This window comes from Nocardiopsis alborubida, from assembly GCF_012396365.1.
Lineage (GTDB): Bacteria > Actinomycetota > Actinomycetes > Streptosporangiales > Streptosporangiaceae > Nocardiopsis > Nocardiopsis alborubida.
In genome coordinates, this window is sequence record NZ_JAAXPG010000014.1 from 33,511 (window position 1) to 50,593 (window position 17,083).

The 17,083-nt window shown below is 73.0% G+C and carries 16 protein-coding genes; 14 read left to right on the plus strand and 2 right to left on the minus strand.

Going from position 1 to position 17,083, the window contains the following annotated elements:
* Window positions 1-248 precede the first annotated feature (248 nt).
* The 12 genes from HGB44_RS15855 (at window position 249) to der (ending at window position 13,296) form a co-directional block, all read left to right on the plus strand.
* Complete coding sequence (locus tag HGB44_RS15855; protein WP_082768186.1) at window positions 249-1,886, plus strand: CTP synthase; 1,638 nt, start codon at window positions 249-251, stop codon at window positions 1,884-1,886.
* Window positions 1,887-1,936: 50 nt separating this feature from the next.
* Window positions 1,937-2,599: an NUDIX domain-containing protein gene (locus HGB44_RS15860; protein ID WP_061078557.1), complete on the plus strand. Its 663-nt coding sequence runs from the start codon at window positions 1,937-1,939 to the stop codon at window positions 2,597-2,599.
* 3 nt (window positions 2,600-2,602) lie between these two features.
* The gene (locus HGB44_RS15865; protein ID WP_061078558.1) at window positions 2,603-3,592 is read left to right on the plus strand and encodes a site-specific tyrosine recombinase XerD; all 990 of its coding nucleotides are present in this window, start codon (window positions 2,603-2,605) and stop codon (window positions 3,590-3,592) included.
* A gap of 252 nt (window positions 3,593-3,844) precedes the next feature.
* Entirely contained in the window at window positions 3,845-4,798 is a 954-nt protein-coding gene (locus HGB44_RS15870) for a ParA family protein (protein ID WP_061078559.1), read from the plus strand.
* On the plus strand, window positions 4,795-5,187 hold the full coding sequence (locus HGB44_RS15875; RefSeq protein ID WP_061078560.1) for a hypothetical protein: 393 nt from the start codon (window positions 4,795-4,797) through the stop codon (window positions 5,185-5,187). The genes HGB44_RS15870 and HGB44_RS15875 overlap by 4 nt, the downstream gene beginning before the upstream one ends.
* Before the next feature lie 121 nt (window positions 5,188-5,308).
* The gene (locus HGB44_RS15880) at window positions 5,309-6,184 is read left to right on the plus strand and encodes a segregation and condensation protein A (protein WP_061078561.1); all 876 of its coding nucleotides are present in this window, start codon (window positions 5,309-5,311) and stop codon (window positions 6,182-6,184) included.
* Window positions 6,181-6,855 (plus strand): SMC-Scp complex subunit ScpB, encoded by a 675-nt coding sequence (scpB, locus tag HGB44_RS15885; protein WP_231972215.1) that lies wholly within the window; start codon window positions 6,181-6,183, stop codon window positions 6,853-6,855. The genes HGB44_RS15880 and scpB overlap by 4 nt, the downstream gene beginning before the upstream one ends.
* Window positions 6,842-9,019, plus strand: a complete 2,178-nt coding sequence (locus HGB44_RS15890; RefSeq protein ID WP_082768187.1) for a pseudouridine synthase — start codon at window positions 6,842-6,844, stop codon at window positions 9,017-9,019. Before scpB ends, HGB44_RS15890 begins: the two co-directional genes overlap by 14 nt.
* A gap of 100 nt (window positions 9,020-9,119) precedes the next feature.
* Complete coding sequence (gene aroH / locus HGB44_RS15895) at window positions 9,120-9,482, plus strand: chorismate mutase (RefSeq protein WP_026115058.1); 363 nt, start codon at window positions 9,120-9,122, stop codon at window positions 9,480-9,482.
* Window positions 9,483-9,551: 69 nt separating this feature from the next.
* Window positions 9,552-10,709: a prephenate dehydrogenase gene (locus HGB44_RS15900; RefSeq protein WP_061078562.1), complete on the plus strand. Its 1,158-nt coding sequence runs from the start codon at window positions 9,552-9,554 to the stop codon at window positions 10,707-10,709.
* A gap of 200 nt (window positions 10,710-10,909) precedes the next feature.
* Window positions 10,910-11,605 (plus strand): (d)CMP kinase, encoded by a 696-nt coding sequence (cmk, locus tag HGB44_RS15905; protein ID WP_061078563.1) that lies wholly within the window; start codon window positions 10,910-10,912, stop codon window positions 11,603-11,605.
* A gap of 254 nt (window positions 11,606-11,859) precedes the next feature.
* Window positions 11,860-13,296 carry a ribosome biogenesis GTPase Der gene (gene der, locus HGB44_RS15910; protein WP_061078564.1) on the plus strand — a complete coding sequence of 479 codons (1,437 nt, stop codon included), beginning with the start codon at window positions 11,860-11,862 and terminating at the stop codon, window positions 13,294-13,296.
* A 144-nt stretch (window positions 13,297-13,440) separates the two neighbouring features.
* Here der and HGB44_RS15915 read toward each other — a convergent pair whose 3' ends face one another.
* On the minus strand, window positions 13,441-14,190 hold the full coding sequence (locus tag HGB44_RS15915; protein ID WP_061078565.1) for an alpha/beta fold hydrolase: 750 nt from the start codon (window positions 14,188-14,190) through the stop codon (window positions 13,441-13,443).
* Between the two features lie 92 nt (window positions 14,191-14,282).
* On the opposite strand from HGB44_RS15915, the gene HGB44_RS15920 reads away from it, so the two are divergent.
* The gene (locus HGB44_RS15920; RefSeq protein WP_061078566.1) at window positions 14,283-14,831 is read left to right on the plus strand and encodes a TetR/AcrR family transcriptional regulator; all 549 of its coding nucleotides are present in this window, start codon (window positions 14,283-14,285) and stop codon (window positions 14,829-14,831) included.
* Window positions 14,832-14,884: 53 nt separating this feature from the next.
* Here HGB44_RS15920 and HGB44_RS15925 read toward each other — a convergent pair whose 3' ends face one another.
* Window positions 14,885-16,330, minus strand: coding sequence for an MFS transporter (locus tag HGB44_RS15925; RefSeq protein ID WP_061078567.1), 1,446 nt, complete (start codon window positions 16,328-16,330; stop codon window positions 14,885-14,887).
* Between the two features lie 123 nt (window positions 16,331-16,453).
* Between HGB44_RS15925 and HGB44_RS15930 the strand changes: the two genes are divergently transcribed.
* Complete coding sequence (locus HGB44_RS15930) at window positions 16,454-16,951, plus strand: DUF523 domain-containing protein (protein ID WP_061078568.1); 498 nt, start codon at window positions 16,454-16,456, stop codon at window positions 16,949-16,951.
* Window positions 16,952-17,083 lie beyond the last annotated feature (132 nt).

The window sequence follows — 17,083 nt, forward strand, 5'->3', positions numbered from 1 at the left end:
GAACGGTTTCCGCGCGCCGCTCCGGGGCCCGAACCTCTGCGGAGAAGGCGATCGCGCTGGTGGCGGGAGGGAGCAGGGGGGTGTACGGCGGTCTCCCCGGGTGTGGACGTCCGGGGTGCCTGTTATCCTGGTGCCCCGTGGAGTCCGGCGGCCGGAGCGACGATTCAACCGCCCGCAACCGGACCGCCGCACGGCCGCTCAGCCCGACCCGAGCCCGCCGTAGCCACTCAACCCACGGGAGCACCACTTTGGCATCCGCCGCGAGTACCAAGCACCTTTTCGTTACCGGCGGCGTCGCCTCCAGTCTCGGTAAAGGCCTGACCGCTTCCAGCCTGGGACGACTCCTGAAGTCGCGCGGCCTGCGGGTCACCATGCAAAAGCTCGACCCCTACCTCAACGTCGACCCGGGGACGATGAACCCCTTCCAGCACGGCGAGGTCTTCGTCACCGACGACGGGGCCGAGACCGACCTGGACGTCGGTCACTACGAGCGCTTCCTGGACACCGAGCTGTCCGCGACGGCCAACGTCACCACCGGCCAGATCTACTCCAGCGTCATCGCCAAGGAGCGCCAGGGCGCCTACCTCGGCGACACCGTGCAGGTCATCCCGCACATCACCAACGAGATCAAGGCGCGCATCTACGCGATGGACGCCCCCGACGTCGACATCGTCATCACCGAGATCGGCGGCACGGTCGGCGACATCGAGTCGCAGCCCTTCCTGGAGGCGGTCCGCCAGATCCGCCACGAGATCGGCCGGGACAACTGCTTCTTCCTGCACGTGTCCCTCATCCCCTTCCTCGGCCCGTCGGGCGAGATGAAGACCAAGCCCACCCAGCACTCCGTGGCCGCCCTGCGCAGCATCGGCATCCAGCCCGACGCCATCGTGTGCCGCTCGGACCGCCCCATCACGCAGAGCCTGAAGTCCAAGATCAGCCTCATGTGCGACGTGGACGAGGCCGGGGTGGTCTCCACCCCCGACGCCCCCTCGATCTACGACATCCCCAAGGTCCTGCACCGCGAGGGCCTGGACGCCTACGTCGTGCGCCGCCTGGGCATGCCCTTCCGGGACGTGGACTGGACCGAGTGGGACGAGCTGCTGCGCCGCGTGCACCAGCCCGACCACGAGGTCACCATCGCCCTGGTCGGCAAGTACATCGACCTGCCCGACGCCTACCTGTCGGTCAGCGAGGCGCTGCGCGCGGGCGGCTTCGCCACCGACACCCGCGTCAACATCCGCTGGGTGGCCAGCGACAACTGCGCCAGCCCCTCCGGCGCCGCCTCCGAGCTGGACGGCGCGGACGGCATCCTCATCCCCGGCGGCTTCGGCGTGCGCGGCATCGAGGGCAAGATCGGCGCCATCCGCTACGCCCGTGAGAACGGGGTGCCGCTGCTGGGCATCTGCCTGGGTCTCCAGGCCGTCGTCATCGAGTACGCCCGCGACGTGCTCGGCCTGGAGGGCGCCAACAGCACCGAGTTCGACGACAAGGCCGCCGACCCGGTCATCGCCACCATGGCCGACCAGACCGACGTCGTCGCCGGGGAGCGCGACATGGGCGGCACCATGCGCCTGGGCATGTACCCGGCCGCGCTGGGCGAGGGCACCGTGGTGCGCGAGCTCTACGACGGCGCCGAGGCCTCCGAGCGGCACCGCCACCGCTTCGAGGTCAACAACGCCTACCGCGCCCAGCTGGAGGAGGCGGGCCTGGTGTTCTCCGGGCTCTCCCCGGATGGCAAGCTGGTGGAGTACGTCGAACTGCCCCGGGACGCCCACCCGTTCTTCGTGGCGACGCAGGCGCACCCGGAGCTGCGTTCCCGCCCGACCAAGGCCAACCCGCTCTTCCGCGGGCTGGTCTCGGCGGCCCTGGAGTACCACAACTCCTGACCTGGTGGCCGGGCGGGCGGGGCACGAGTGAGTCCTGAGAGGCGGAACCCATGCCCAGTGACACCCACCCGGCCTTTTCCACGGGGGCGGACGCGAAGGTCGCGGACGCCCCCGAGTCATGGCCGGTGGAGCGCTCCGAGGAACGCTTCCGCAGCGTCAAGTGCGGCATGCGTACGGACTGGGTGCGCATGGTCGGCAGCGACGGCGAGGGCACGACCGTGGCCGCCCGCGACTACATGGAGCACCCCGGCGCCGCCGCGGCCCTGGCCCTGGACGCCGACGGCCGGGTGCTGCTCCAGCGCCAGTACCGCCACGCCACCCGGCACACCCTGTGGGAGCTGCCCGCCGGGCTCATCGACGAGGAGGGCGAGGGGCCGCTGCGCACCGCCCAGCGCGAGCTGGTCGAGGAGGCGGGGCTGCGCGCCGGGCGCTGGCACGAGCTGGCCGACTTCTTCCCCTCGCCCGGGTTCTCCGACGAGCGCATCCACGTGTACCTGGCCCGGGACCTGTCGGTGGTGCCGCCCGAGGAGGTCGGCTTCGAACGCGAGCACGAGGAGGCCGACCTGGTCGCCGAGTGGGTCCCCCTGGAGGAGGCGGTCGCCCTGGTCATGGCGGGCAGGCTGCACAACGGCGCCACCGTCATCGGCGTCCTGGCCGCCCAGGCCGCCGCCGCGGACGGGTTCGCCTCCCTGCGCGAGCCCGCGGAGGACTGACCCGTGGCCGACCGGGCGGGCGAGGGGGAGGAGGATCCGCTGGCTCGGGTGTGCGCCGCCTTCCTGGACCACCTCAGCGCGGAGCGCGCCCTGGCCGACAACACCCTCGCGGCCTACCGGCGCGACCTGAAGCGCTACCGCGGGTACCTGGCGGAGCACGGCGTCCTCTCGCCCGACCGGGTGGGCCCCGCCCGGGTGGGCGACTTCCTGCGGGCCCTGCGCGAGGGCGACGCCGACCACCCGCCGCTCGGCGCCGCCTCGGCCGGGCGGGCCCTGGCCGCCGTGCGCGGCCTGCACCGCTTCGCGGCCCGGGAGGGCTGGGCCGCCACCGACCCGTCCGCCGACGTCTCCCCGCCCGCGCCGCCGATGCGCCTGCCCAAGGCGGTGCCGCTGGCGTCGGTGGAGCGACTCCTGGACGCCGCCGGGCCGGCCGGGTCCCCGGCCTCCGGCGACCGCGCCGGGCTGCTGGCCCTGCGCGACCGGGCCCTGCTGGAGGTGCTCTACGGCACGGGCGCGCGCGTCTCCGAGGCGGTGGGGCTGGACGTGGACGACGTCGCCGACGCGGTGGAGGGCGACGAGGCCGTGGGCCTGGTGCGCTTCCGAGGCAAGGGCGGCAGGGAGCGCGTGGTGCCGCTGGGCTCCCACGCCCGCCGTGCGCTCTCGGGCTACCTGGTGCGGGCCCGGCCGGGTCTGGCCGCCTCCGGCCGGGGCGGTCCGGCGCTGTTCCTCAACGCGCGCGGGGGCAGGCTCACCCGGCAGGGCGGCTGGGGGATCCTGGCGGCCGTGGCCGAGCGCGCCGGGGTCGAGGGCGTCTCACCGCACACCCTGCGTCACTCCTTCGCCACCCACCTGCTCGACGGCGGTGCCGATATCAGGGTCGTGCAGGAGTTGCTGGGACACAGTTCGGTCACCACCACACAGATCTACACGCTGGTGACGGTCGAGCACCTGCGCGAGGTGTACGCGTCGAGCCATCCCAGGGCACGGCGCTGAGCGGGGACGCGACCGCGCGGGGCCCGCGCGCGGGGGCGAAGCGGAACAACCCGGTTCGAGGTTCCGATTTCCCCCAGGGGCGCAGGCGTGGGATTCTACCCGTACGTTTTGTTGAAGTGCGTCGTGTCGGCGTTCTAGAGTCGCCGCGCGGAGGTACGTTGCTGTCGACATATTGAGTTTCCGACGGCGGCCAGGGAGCAGGGGCGCGCGGCATCCCTAGCCGTGGCCGATCCGTAGGGGAGGTCAAGGGTTGTGAACTGGGACAACGAGGCTGCGAACACCGCACCTGTCGGCGAGGGGGAGCGCGTCGACCCGGTGACCAACCCGTGGGGGACGACACGCAACACGGGGGTTGATCTGCACACCTCAAGACCCGACCGGGCCTATCCGGAGCCAGGGCCCGTCGACGAACACGGCCCGGCACGGATTGTAGCACTCTGTAACCAGAAGGGTGGGGTCGGCAAGACCACCACGACGATCAACCTCGGCGCCGCCATCGCCGAGTACGGAAGACGGGTGCTGCTGGTCGACTTCGACCCGCAGGGCGCGCTCTCCGTCGGCCTGGGCCGCCTCGATCCGCGCGAACTGGACCTGACCGTCTACAACCTGCTCATGCAGCGGGACGTGACGGTCGAGGACGTCCTGCTCAAGACCGACATCGACGGCCTGGACCTGATCCCGAGCAACATCGACCTGTCAGCCGCCGAGGTGCAGCTGGTCGGCGAGGTGGCGCGCGAGCAGATGCTGGGCCGCGCGCTGAGACCGGTCATCAACGACTACGACGTCGTCCTGATCGACTGCCAGCCCTCGCTGGGCCTGCTCACCGTCAACGCGCTCACCGCCGCGGACGGCGTCATCGTGCCGCTGGAGTGCGAGTTCTTCGCGCTGCGCGGTGTGGCGCTGCTGATGGACACCATCCAGAAGGTCCAGGAGCGGCTCAACGAGGACCTGGTCATCGACGGCTTCCTGGGCACCATGTACGACCCGCGCACGCTCCACGCGCGCGAGGTGCTGTCCACCATCATCGACGGGTTCGGGGACAAGGTCTACGGCACGGTCATCAACCGCACCGTGCGCTTCCCCGACGCCACCGTGGCGGGCGAACCCATCACCAGGTTCGACTCGTCCTCGGCCGGGGCCAACGCCTACCGGGAGCTGGCCAAGGAGGTGCTGGCGAGGTGGCCTCTCAGCGGTCACGGCGTGTGACCCTACCCGGGGCGGACGAACTGTTCTTCCGTCCCAGCGGCACCGAGGAGGTGCCGGAAGAGACCGACCGCCAGCACAAGGCACCGGAGCAGGGCAGCAGGGGCGAGGCGTCGTCGCGCTCCAACGGCAGCAACAGGGGCACGTCCGCCGCGAAGGCCGCACGCGCGCCCAAACCGAGCGGGCGCCAACGCCACGACGAGAAGATCACCGTCTACATCTCCGGGCCCGAACTGCTGGCGCTGGAACAGACCCGGCTCTCGCTGCGCGCCGAGCACGGGCTGTCCGCCGACAGGGGGCGCCTCGTCCGCGAGGCCGTCGCCGTGCTGCTGGCGGACTTCGAGGAGCACGGACCGGCCAGCATGCTGGTACGCAGGCTGACCGAGGACTGAAGCACGCGCACCGGTACCGGAGGGGGTGCCGGTTCGATGACGGAGGGGGCACGGGTGTCACCGGCGGGTTCTGGCCGGTGACACCCTTGTCTCATGAGGAAGACGACGCGGGGCCGGTGCCATGGGGGCTGAGGGGACGTCGGCGGACACCGGCGCGGAGGTGGACGACAACGCCTTCCAGGTGCACCTCGACAACTTCGAGGGGCCCTTCGACCTGCTGCTGGGGCTGATCTCCAAGCACAAGCTCGACATCACCGAGGTGTCGCTGTCCAAGGTCACCGACGAGTTCATCGCGCACATCCGGGCGCACGGAGACGACTGGGACCTGGACCAGGCCAGCAACTTCCTGCTGGTCGCGGCGACCCTGCTGGATCTGAAGGCGGCGCGCCTGCTGCCGCGCGGCGACGTCGAGGACGAGGCCGACCTGGCCCTGCTGGAGGCCCGCGACCTGCTGTTCGCCCGGTTGTTGCAGTACCGGGCCTACAAGGAGGTCGCCTCCTTCATGCGGGTGCGGCTGGCCTCGCAGGGGCGCCGCTACGCGCGCGCCGTCCCGCTGGAGGAGCGCTTCGCGGGGCTGCGGCCGGACGTGCTGTTCAAACTGGGCCCCCAGGAGTTCGCCGCCCTGGCGGGGATGGTCTTCACGCCCAAGGAGCCGCCCAGCGTCCCGGTCACCCACATCCACCAGGCCAAGACGTCGGTCAAGGAGCAGGGCGAACTGATGGTGGCGGAGCTGCGCGAGCACGGGCGGCTGACCTTCGCCCAGCTCACGGCCGCCTGCACCGGTACCTTCGAGGTCATCGCCCGCTTCCTCGCCCTGCTGGAGCTGTACCGGGCCTCCAACGTGGGCTTCGACCAGCCCGAACCGCTGGGGGAGCTGCTCGTCTCCTGGACCGGCGGCGAGGGCGAGGTCGAGCTGGAGAGCGAGTACGACGAGGCCGACGGCGCCGGGGACACCGGCGGCGGGAGCGGGCCGGGGGAGACGGAGGAGCGCCCATGAGCGTCCGGGACACGACGGCGGGGGACACGGCGGACCGGGAGGCGGTCGGCGCGGCCGGAGCGGTCGGCGGGGAAGCCGCGGGGGAGGCGGCCAGAGCGGCCGTGGAGACCGCCGGGGACGCGCCGGCCACTCTGCGCCGCGACCTGGAGGCCGTGCTGATGGTGGTGGACCAGCCGGTGTCGGAGTACGACCTGGCACGGGCCATGGACGTGCCCGTCACGGTGGTCGTCGGGGTGCTGGAGTCGCTGTCGCGGGAATACACCGAGCAGGGCCGGGGTTTCGACCTGAGGGCGGTGGCCGACGGGTGGCGTGTGTACACGCGGCCCGAATGCGCCGACGTCGTCGAGCACTTCCTCCGGGAGGGGCAGGAGGTGCGGCTCACCCAGGCCGCACTGGAGACGATGGCGGTGGTGGCCTACCGACAGCCGGTCTCCCGGGGCAGGGTCTCCGCCGTGCGCGGTGTCAACTGCGACGGGGTTATGCGTACCCTCGTACTGAGGGGCCTGATCGAAGAGGCCGGACACGACTCCGAGTCCGGTGCGCTGCTGTATCGGACCACCTCCTATTTCCTGGAACGGTTGGGCCTGCGAGGCCTCGACGAGCTGCCTGATCTGGCGCCGTTCCTCCCCGACGACATCGAAGGTCTAGACGACACCGGTGAGCACACCTAACAACAGTTCCCGCGGTGCGCGGGACGACGCCCCGCGCGGTGAGCGCGGCGACTACGACAAGCGCGGCGGACAGGGCCGCGGCGACAGCCGGGACCGCCGGGACGACCGTCCCCGCGGCGGTCACCGGGACGACCGCGGCCCCCGGGGCCGCGACGACCGCGGTGGTTTCCGCGGTGACCGCGACAACCGTGGCGGACGCGACTCCCGGGGCGGCCGCGACGGTCAGCGCGCCGAGGGCCGTTCCTTCGGCGGCGGCCGCGACGACCGCCGTTCCCACGGCGACCGCGACAACCGCGGAGGCCGTGACTTCCGTGACGGCGGGGACCGACGTTCCTTCTCGGGCGGTCGTGATGACCGTGGCGGGCGTGACTTCCGGGGCGGTCGTGATGACCGTGACCGTGGTGGTTTCCGTAGTGACCGCGGTCCGGGCGGTGGCCGTGACGACCGCGGCGGTTTCCGCGGTGACCGCGACAACCGCGACAACCGCGGCGGGCGCGACTTCCGCGGCGGCCGCGACGGCCAGCGCGACGACCGCCGTTCCTTCGGCGGCGACCGCGACAACCGAGGTGGGCGTGACAGCCGTGGCCCCGGCGGCGGCCGTGACTTCCGTGACGGCGGGGACCGGCGTTCGTTCTCGGGTGGTCGTGACGAGCGCGGCGGCCGCGGTCCGGGCGGCGGTCGTGACGACCGCGGTGGTTTCCGCGGCGACCGCGACAACCGCCGCTCCTTCGACAACCGGGACAACCGCGGTGGCCGTGACGGCCAGCGCGGTGAGGGCCGTTCCTTCGGTGACCGGGACAACCGTGGCGGGCGTGACTTCCGGGGCGGTCGTGATGACCGTGACCGTGGTGGCTTCCGCAGTGACCGCGGTCCGGGCGGCGGCCGTGACGACCGCGGCGGTTTCCGCGGTGACCGCGACAACCGCGACAACCGCGGCGGGCGCGACGGTCAGCGTGCCGAGGGCCGTTCCTTCGGCGGCGGCCGCGACAACCGCGGTTCGGGCGCTCGCTCCTACGGTCGTGACGACCGTGGCGGACGCGGCCCGGGCGGCGGCCGTGACGACCGCGGTGGTTTCCGCGGCGACCGCGACAGCCGCGGCGGGCGCGACTTCCGCGGCGGGCGCGACGGTCAGCGTGCCGAGGGCCGTTCCTTCGGCGGCGGCCGCGATGACCGCCGTTCCCACGGCGACCGCGACAACCGCGGTTCGGGCGGCCGTTTCCAGGATCGTGACGAGCGCGGCGGGCGCGACTTCCGCGACCGCGAGCCCCGTGAGGACCGCGACGGCCGCCCTGGCGGCGACCGCTCCGGCGCCAAGCGCGTCACGAGCGAGAACCAGCTCTCCAAGGCGGCCCGTGAGCGGCTCAGCGCCCTGCGCGCCGACTACGACCCCAAGGACGAGGACCACGCCGACGAGGCGCGCGACACCTACACCGACGTCGAGAACGGCATCCGCCTCCAGAAGGCGCTCGCCGCGGCCGGGGTCGCCAGCCGCCGGGCCAGCGAGGAGATGATCGCCGCCGGACGCGTCAGCGTGGACGGCCAGGTCGTGCGCAGGTTCGGCGCCCGGGTCGACCCCGAGTCCTCCGAGATCCGCGTCGACAACATGCGCGTGGTCACCGCCCCGGACAAGCTGTACTTCGCGCTCAACAAGCCGCGCGGCGTCGTCAGCACCATGTGGGACCCGGAGGGCCGCCCCACCCTGGCCGACTACACCGGTCAGACCGAGGAGCGGATCTTCCACGTCGGTCGGCTCGACACCGAGACCGAGGGCCTCATCCTGCTGACCAACGACGGCGAGCTGGCCAACCGGCTCACCCACCCGCGCTACAAGGTCGTCAAGACCTACATCGCCAAGGTGCCCGGTCCGGTTCCGCACCGCGTGGTCCGCGAGATCCAGAAGGGCGTGGAGCTGGAGGACGGCCCGGTCGAGGTCGACTCCTTCCGCGTGGTCGACAACGACCCGCCCAAGTCGCTCGTCGAGATCCGGCTGCACGAGGGCCGCAAGCACATCGTGCGCCGCCTGATGGAGGCCGTCGGCCACCCGGTCGCCGACCTCGCCCGCACCCAGGTCGGCCCGATCGACCTGAACGCCCTCAAACTGGGCACGATGCGGGCGCTCACCTCGCGTGAGGTGAGCGAACTCTACGAGGCGGCGGGCCTGTAGATACAGTTGACGGCGGTCGCCTACCCGGACACCGGGCGGCGGCCGCCGTTCCCCTTTTCCGGGGTACGGCACGGTGAACGAGGACGAGGCGGGATCGAACGTGGCGGTACGGGCCATCCGCGGTGCGGTGCAGGTCGACGCGGACGAACGCGAGCAGGTGCTGGAGGCCACGGCCGAACTGGTCTCGGAGGTGATGCGGCGCAACGCCCTGGAGACCGACGACGTGATCAGCGTGCTGTTCACCGCCACCCCCGACCTGAACAGCGAGTTCCCCGCGCTGGCCGCGCGCAAGCTCGGATTCTCCGACGTCCCGCTGATGTGCGCGACCGAGATCGCCGTCCCCCACGCCCTGCCGCGTGTGGTGCGCCTCATGGCGCACGTGGAGACGGACCGGCCGCGCTCGGAGCTCCAGCACGTCTACCTGCGCGGGGCCCAGGCCCTTCGGCTGGACATCGCCCAGTAGTCCCCGCCACCGGACTCCGGGCAGGTCGTAGGCTTGGGGGAACGGGTACGCGTCGGAGGCGGGAGAACAGTGGACGACAGCAGCGGTGCGCGGGGGGACGGGGAGCAGCGGCTCCCGGTGCGCCGGGTCACGGTGGTGGGGACGGGGCTCATCGGTACGTCGGTGGCGCTCGCCCTGCGCTCGCGCGGCGTCGACGTCGCCCTCTCCGACCCCGACTCCGCCTCCCTGCGCCTGGCCTGCGACCTGGGCGCGGGACATCCCCTGGAGGAGTCCGACGACCCGCCCCCGGCCCCGGCCGACCTCGCGGTCATCGCCGCGCCGCCCGCCGTCATCCCCTCCGTGCTGCGCCGGGCGCAGGACCGGGGGCTGGCCCACGTCTACACCGACGTGGCCAGTGTGAAGGCGAGTGTGCTGGCCGAGGCCGAGCGGCTGGGCTGCGACATGGCCACGTTCGTGGCCGGGCACCCCATGGGCGGCCGGGAGAAGCAGGGCCCCGGCGCCGCGCGCGCCGACCTGTTCCTGGGCCGCTCGTGGGCGCTGTGCCCCACCGGCAAGGCCGACGCGCAGGCCGTCGCCGTCGTCGCCGAGGTCGCCCGCATGTGCGGCGCTGACCCGCTGGTGCTGGACGCGACGGCGCACGACCGGGCGGTGGCGCTGGTCTCGCACGCGCCCCACGTGGCCTCGTCGGCGGTGGCGGCGCGGCTGCTCTCGGGCGACGACGCCGCCCTGGCCCTGGCGGGGCAGGGCGTGCGCGACGTCACCCGGGTGGCTGGCGGCGACCCCGCCATGTGGTCCGAGATCCTCACGCACAACGCCGCCCCGGTCGCGGAGGTCCTGCACGCCGTGGCCGCCGACCTCGCGGCGACCGCCGACGCCCTGCGCGCGCTGGCGGACCGGCCGGAGGCGGTGCCGGCGTCGGACCTCGCTCCGGTGCACGACCTGCTGGAGCGGGGGAGGTCCGGTCACGGCCGCATCCCCGGCAAGCACGGCACGGTACGGCTGCCCGACTACACGGTCATGCCGGTGGTCATCCCCGACGAGCCCGGAGCGCTGGGCCGCCTGTTCGCCGCCGCGGCGGATGCCGGGGTCAACATCGAGGACGTGCGCATCGAGCACACGCCGGGCCTGCCGCTGGGCGTGGCGCAGTTGTACGTGCTGCCCGCGGCGGTGGACACGCTCGCGCGGGCGCTGGCCGCCGACGGCTGGTCGGTCCACCCCGGACTGTGAACCCCCTTCGCCGTGATCTCGTACTCATGGCGAGGATCGGCGCTCCACACTCGCCAAGACACAGGTCAGGGGGCTCGTGTCACACCAGTGGCGGTTCCGGCCCGTCCGGGTCCGACAGGGGCCGCGCGGTCCCGCGCACGCACGGGCCGCGGGTAGGGTTGGGCGTCGGCAACAGTGAACGCAAGCGGGAGTCAACGGCAGTGAGCGCGCAGGACAGCACCGAGGGCATCGTCATCGCGATCGACGGTCCCTCCGGGTCGGGCAAGTCGAGCACCTCCCGGGGTGTGGCCAAGGCGCGGGAGCTGCGGTACCTCGACACCGGCGCCATGTACCGCGCGCTGACCTGGTGGATGCTCTCCCAGGGCGTGAACGTCAACGACGCCGACGCCGTGACCGCCCTCGTCGACACCCCCGTCATCACCATGGGCACCGACCCGGGCGCGCCCTCCGTGGCGGTGGACGGCCGCGACGTCGCCGCCGAGATCCGCGGCAGGGACGTCACCACCAACGTCAGCGCGGTCTCGGCCGTGCCCGCGGCGCGCGAGCGCCTCGTGCGCACCCAGCGCGAGATCATCGCCGCCGCCAGGGCCGAGAGCGCGGGCATCGTGGTCGAGGGACGCGACATCACGACCGTCGTCGCCCCCGACGCCCCGGTCAAGCTCTTCCTGACCGCCAGCCCCGAGGCGCGTGCCCAGCGCCGCAGCCGGGAGGTGCGCAGCGTCGACGTCGCCGCCACCCAGGCCGACCTGGCCCGGCGCGACGCCCTGGACTCCAGCCGGGCGCACTCGCCCCTGCGCCAGACCGAGGACGCCACCGAGCTCGACACCAGCGGGCTGACCCTGGACGAGGTCGTCGCCCTGGTGGTCAAGCTGGCCGACGAGGCCCGCGGCCACTGACCCACACGGCTGGGCGCCGCCGCGCCGCGGCGGACGGGGACACTCCTCGGCCGTAACACCGGACACATCCGTCCCCAACAGCCCCTTCGGGGGAACACAACGACATCCGCGGGGGTTCCTCCCCGTGGCCAGTACACGGGCGCCGTCGGCGCCCGCGTCGACCCGTGCGGCCCGGGACACCGGGTCGGGTCGGCCCTTCGCATCCTCGCGGCACGCATCCTGGGCGCGCGAGGACCCAGAACCGGGAGCAGTTCATGAGTGACTTCGACATCTCCGACGTCGTCCACGGGGGAGCGGACGCCGAAGAGCCCGCCGCCCTCCCCGTGGTGGCGGTGGTCGGGCGCCCCAACGTGGGCAAGTCCAGCCTGGTCAACCGCATCATCGGCCGCCGTGAGGCCGTGGTGGAGGACGTGCCGGGCGTGACCCGCGACCGGGTCGCCTACGACGCCGAGTGGCAGAACACCAGGTTCACCCTGGTCGACACCGGCGGCTGGGAGACCAGTGTCAGCGGCCTGGCCGCCATGGTCGCCCGCCAGGCCGAGTACGCCGCGCAGACCGCGGACGTCATCCTGTTCGTGGTCGACGCGACGGTGGGCGTCACCGACGCCGACGCCGCCGTCACCCGCGTGCTGCGCTCGACCAAGCGCCCCGTGGTGGTGGCCGCGAACAAGGTCGACGGCAGCAGGCAGGAGGCCGACGCCCTCGACCTGTGGCAGCTGGGCGTGGGCCAGCCCTTCCCCATCAGCGCCCTGCACGGCCGCGGCACCGGCGACCTGCTGGACGCGCTCGTGGCCGAGTTCCCCGAGCAGCCCCTGGGCGAGGAGGAGGACGAGGGCGAGGACGGCCCGCCCCGCATCGCGCTGCTGGGCCGCCCCAACGTGGGCAAGTCCAGTCTGCTCAACCGGCTCGCCGGCGAGGACCGGGTGGTCGTCGACGCGGTGGCGGGCACGACCCGCGACGCGGTGGACGAGCTGATCGAGCTGGGCGGGCGGACCTGGAAGTTCATCGACACCGCCGGTATCCGCCGACGCTTCCGCGCCCTCCAGGGCGCCGACTACTACGCCACCATGCGCACCGGCACCGCCCTGGAGCGGGCCGAGGTCGCCGTGGTGCTCATGGACGTCAGCGAGCCCCTCGCCGAGCAGGACATCCGGGTCGTCGAGCAGGTCGTGGAGGCGGGCCGCGGCCTGGTCCTGGCCTTCAACAAGTGGGACATCCTGGACGAGGACCGCCGGACCTACCTGGAGAAGGAGATCGACCGCCAGCTGGCGCGGGTCTCCTGGGCGCCGCGCGTGAACGTCTCGGCGAAGACCGGCCGCCACATGGAGAAGCTGGTCCCGGCGATCGAGACCAGCCTGGGCGGGTGGAACCAGCGCATCCCGACCGGGCAGCTCAACAACTGGCTCAAGGAGCTGGTGGCCGCCACCCCGCCGCCGGTGCGCGGCGGCAAGCAGCCCAAGATCCTGTTCGCGACGCAGGCGGGCTCGCGCCCGCCGCACTTCATCCTGTTCACCACCGGGTTCCTGGAGGACAACTACCGCCGCTTCATCGAGCGGCGTCTGCGGGAGGACTTCGGCTTCGAGGGCTCCCCGGTGCACATCAGCATGCGCATCCGTGAGAAGAAGGGCGGGGTCCAGGGCCGCGCCTCCAAGGGCAGCGTGCGTCCGGACCGCAAGCACCGCCGCCGGTAGCCGTACCGCTCCGGCCACGGCATGAGGAAGGGGGCTCCCCGGTCGGGGAGCCCCCTTCGCCGTGCGCACGGGGTGTCCGGGGCCCGGCTGTCCGGCTTCCCGCACCCGCGGCCGTCGCGTGCGTCGGCCGTCGCGTCCGGGTGCTCAGGCGTCCAGGGAGGCCCAGAAGTCGCGCAGCACGCGGGCGCCCCGCTCGGGGTCCTGGAGCATCCAGTAGTGGGTGAGCCCGTCCAGCTCCTGGAACCGGGCGCCCAGGCGGCGGGCCACCTCCCTGTCCTGCTCCGGGTGCGCCATCGGGTCCCCGGTCGGGGCGAGCACGAGCCCGGGCGCCTTGGCGTGGCCGTCGAGGTCCTGGCCCCAGTCGGCGTGGAAGTTGGGCCACGCCGAACGGTAGAGCGCCAGAACGGCCGCGCTCATCTCCTCGTCGTGGACGTCGTCGACCTCCCGGGCCAGCTCGGGGCTCATGCCGCGGGGCTGGAGGAGGTCCCCGAAGGTGCCCCCGCTGCCGGGAGCGGCCTCGCGCAGCCCGGCCAGGGACTCCTCGCCCCCGGGACTGCTCTGCCAGAGCGTGGCCGCGTCGTGCCACCGGTAGTCGGGGTGCCAGCCGTGGGCGACGTCGGAGACCCAGCTGCGGACGGGGACGTCGTGGGCGGAGACCACGCGCATGGCCAGGTGGGCGCCCCAGTCGTGGCCGACGAGGTCGATCGGCCCGTCGACGGCGCGCAGCTCCTCGGCTAGCCAGGTCGCGTAGTCCTCCTTGCCGCGCATGCGGGCCGGTCGGGGGCCGCCGAAGCCGGGCAGCCGCAGCGCCACGCTGGCCTCGGGGAGGAGCGCGCGGACGGGGTTCCAGACCGAGGGCGTCTCGGGGACCCCGTGGACGAACACGATGGTCATGCCTACTCCTGGGGAGGAAGTTGATAAGCTATCCACTTCAACGTAGCACGATAAGTCGATAAGTTATCCACTTCGTGGACCGAGGAGGCCCCATGCGGGCGGACGCCGCGCGCAACAACCGCAGGATCTTCGAGGAGGCGCGACAGGCGGTCGCCGCCGGGGAGACCGACCTCACGCTCAACGCGCTCGCCCGGCGCGCGGGTGTCGGAGTGGGGACGGTCTACCGCCTCTTCCCCACCCAGCGGGCGATGCTGGAGGCCGTGGTGGAGGACGCGGTGGTCGAACTCCGCCGCCTGGCCGCCGAGGCCGAACGCGAACCGGACCCGCGCGGCGCCCTCGACGGGTTCCTCCGGGCCGCGTTGGCCGAGGCGCTCGCCCGCCCCGGCCTGTTCACCGTCCTGATCGCCCTCGACGACGAGAGGGAGTCCCTGCGACGGGCCAAGGCCGAACTGGTCGGGGAGACCTCGCGCCTGCTGGGACGCGTCCACCCGCAGCCGCCGCTGACCGGTGAGAACCTGCTCAAACTGCTGTGCGGCCTGATCCACGCGGTCAGCGAGCACCCGGCCGACCGGCGCTCCGCCGCCACCGACGCCTACCTGAGCCTGCTCCGGAACGGCCTCATGCCCGCGGGCGCCGCCTGAGCGGTGGGCGCGGCCCCGGCGGCGAGCAGGTCGACGCCTTCCCCGTGCCCGGGTCAGGACTCCCCGGGCAGGCGGCGTACGTTGCCCTGCGTCGGGCGGCTTCCCGCCGGTCCGCCCTTGCGGGTGCGGGGCGGTCGGCCCGTCTCCTCTCCGGGGACCGGGATCGCGGGGGCGCCGGGCAGCGGGCGGTTCGCGCTCTCCTTCATCCGCCACACCACCACCAGCCCCACCACGCCCGCGACCATGAGCAGCCACGCCGGTGCGTACAGGTTCCCGGTGGACTGCACCAGCGCCTCGGCGACCAGCGGGGTGGTGCCGCCGAACAGCGCCACCGACACGTTGAAGCTGATGGCCAGCGCGCCGTAGCGCACGCTGGTGGGGAAGAACGCCGGGAGCGCCGCGGGAGCGCCGCCGGAGAAGTGCACCAGGGTCACCGCCAGCACCACCATGCCCAGGGCCACCGTCCACAGGCCGCCCCGTTGCAGCAGCCAGAACGCGGGCAGGGCCAGCACGATCGAGAGCAGGCTGCCCGAGAGCAGCACGGGCCTGCGCCCCACGAGGTCGCTCAGGTGCCCGAACCCGGTCACCGCGAACAGCATCAGCACCATCGCGGCCAGGGTCAGCACCAGGGCCGTGGTGGGGTCGTACCCCAGCTCGGCCTCCAGGTAGGTGGGCATGTACGCGGTCAGGACGTAGTTGTTGACGTTGAAGACCAGCACCAGGCCCACGCACAGCAGGATGTGGCGCCACTGGTCCACGACCGTCGCGCGCAGCTGGCCCTCGCGGTGCCCGCCGTGGGAGTCCTTGGCGAAGCCCTCGGTGTTCTGCTCGAAGACCGGGGTGTCCTCCAGCTTCACCCGCAGGTACAGGCCGATGGCGCCCAGCGGCAGGGCGATCAGGAAGGGGATGCGCCACCCCCAGTCCTGCATGGTGTCCGAGCCGAGCAGGAGGGTCATCACGGTGACGACGGTGGCGCCGCCGACGTAGCCGCTGACCGTGCCGAACTCCAGCCAGGAGGCCAGGAAGCCGCGCCGCCGGTCCGGCGCGTACTCGGCGATGAAGGTCGTGGCGCCGCCGTACTCGCCGCCGGTGGAGAAGCCCTGGAGCATCCGCGCGACGAGCAGGAGCACGGGTGCGGCGAAGCCGATGCTCGCGGCCGAGGGGATGAGCCCGATCGAGAACGTGCTCACCGCCATGAGCAGCATCGTGAAGGCCAGGACGCGCTTGCGGCCGATCCGGTCGCCGAGGGGACCGAAGAACAGGCCGCCCAGGGGTCGCACCAGGAAGGCGGCGGCGAAGGTGGTGAAGGTGGCGATGAGCTGGGTGCCCTGGGTCTGCTCCGGGTAGAACACCAGGCCGATCGTGACGGCCAGGTAGCTGTAGACGCCGAAGTCGTACCACTCGGTCGCGTTGCCGACCGCCGCGGCCACCACGGCCTTGCGCGTCGCCCTGCGGTCCGTGGCCAGGGCCGTTCGCCCCTGCGGCTGCGGCTCGTTCACGTCTCCCCCTCGCTGCCCCGCGGTCCTGGTGCTCCCCCCACTTAATCACTCTGGGTGACGAGAGTGTGTGCTCTGTCCGTGTCGCCGCCCCGGTAGCGTGGTGGCGGCCGAGAGGGGGAGTCCATGCACAGGGTGCTGGTCAGCGCGTGTCTGATGGGACGCCGGGTGCGCTACGACGGGCGCGCGAAGCCGGTCGAGGACGACGTGGTCGCCCGCTGGCGCGCGGAGGGGCGCCTGGTGGTGCACTGTCCGGAGGTCGCCGGCGGTCTCCCGGTGCCCCGGCCGCCCGCCGAGATCGAGCCCGGCGCGAGTGCCGCCGACGTGCTCGCGGGCCGCGCGCGCATCCTCACCCCGGAGGGGCGGGACGTGACCGGGCACTTCGTGGACGGTGCCCGCGCGGCGCTGGCCACCGCCCGCGCGCACGGCGTGGCGGTGGCGGTGCTCAAGGAGTCGAGTCCCTCCTGCGGGGTGCACCGGGTCTACGACGGTGCCTTCGGCGGGCGCAGGGTGCCCGGCGAGGGGGTCACCGCGCGGCTGCTCGCGGACGGCGGTGTCGCGGTGTTCACCGAGGACGAGATCGCCGGGGCCGCCGCGCGCCTGCGCGAGCTGGACGGGGCCTGAGGGGCGCCGACAGGACGCCGTCCGCGCTCCCGTGCGCGTCGGGCGGCGCCGGAACGCCGTCGAGGTGCCGCCGTCGGCGCTCGGGGCGCGGCGCCCGCCCCGTGTGTACCGGGGGAGCGGTCCCGTGTGGCG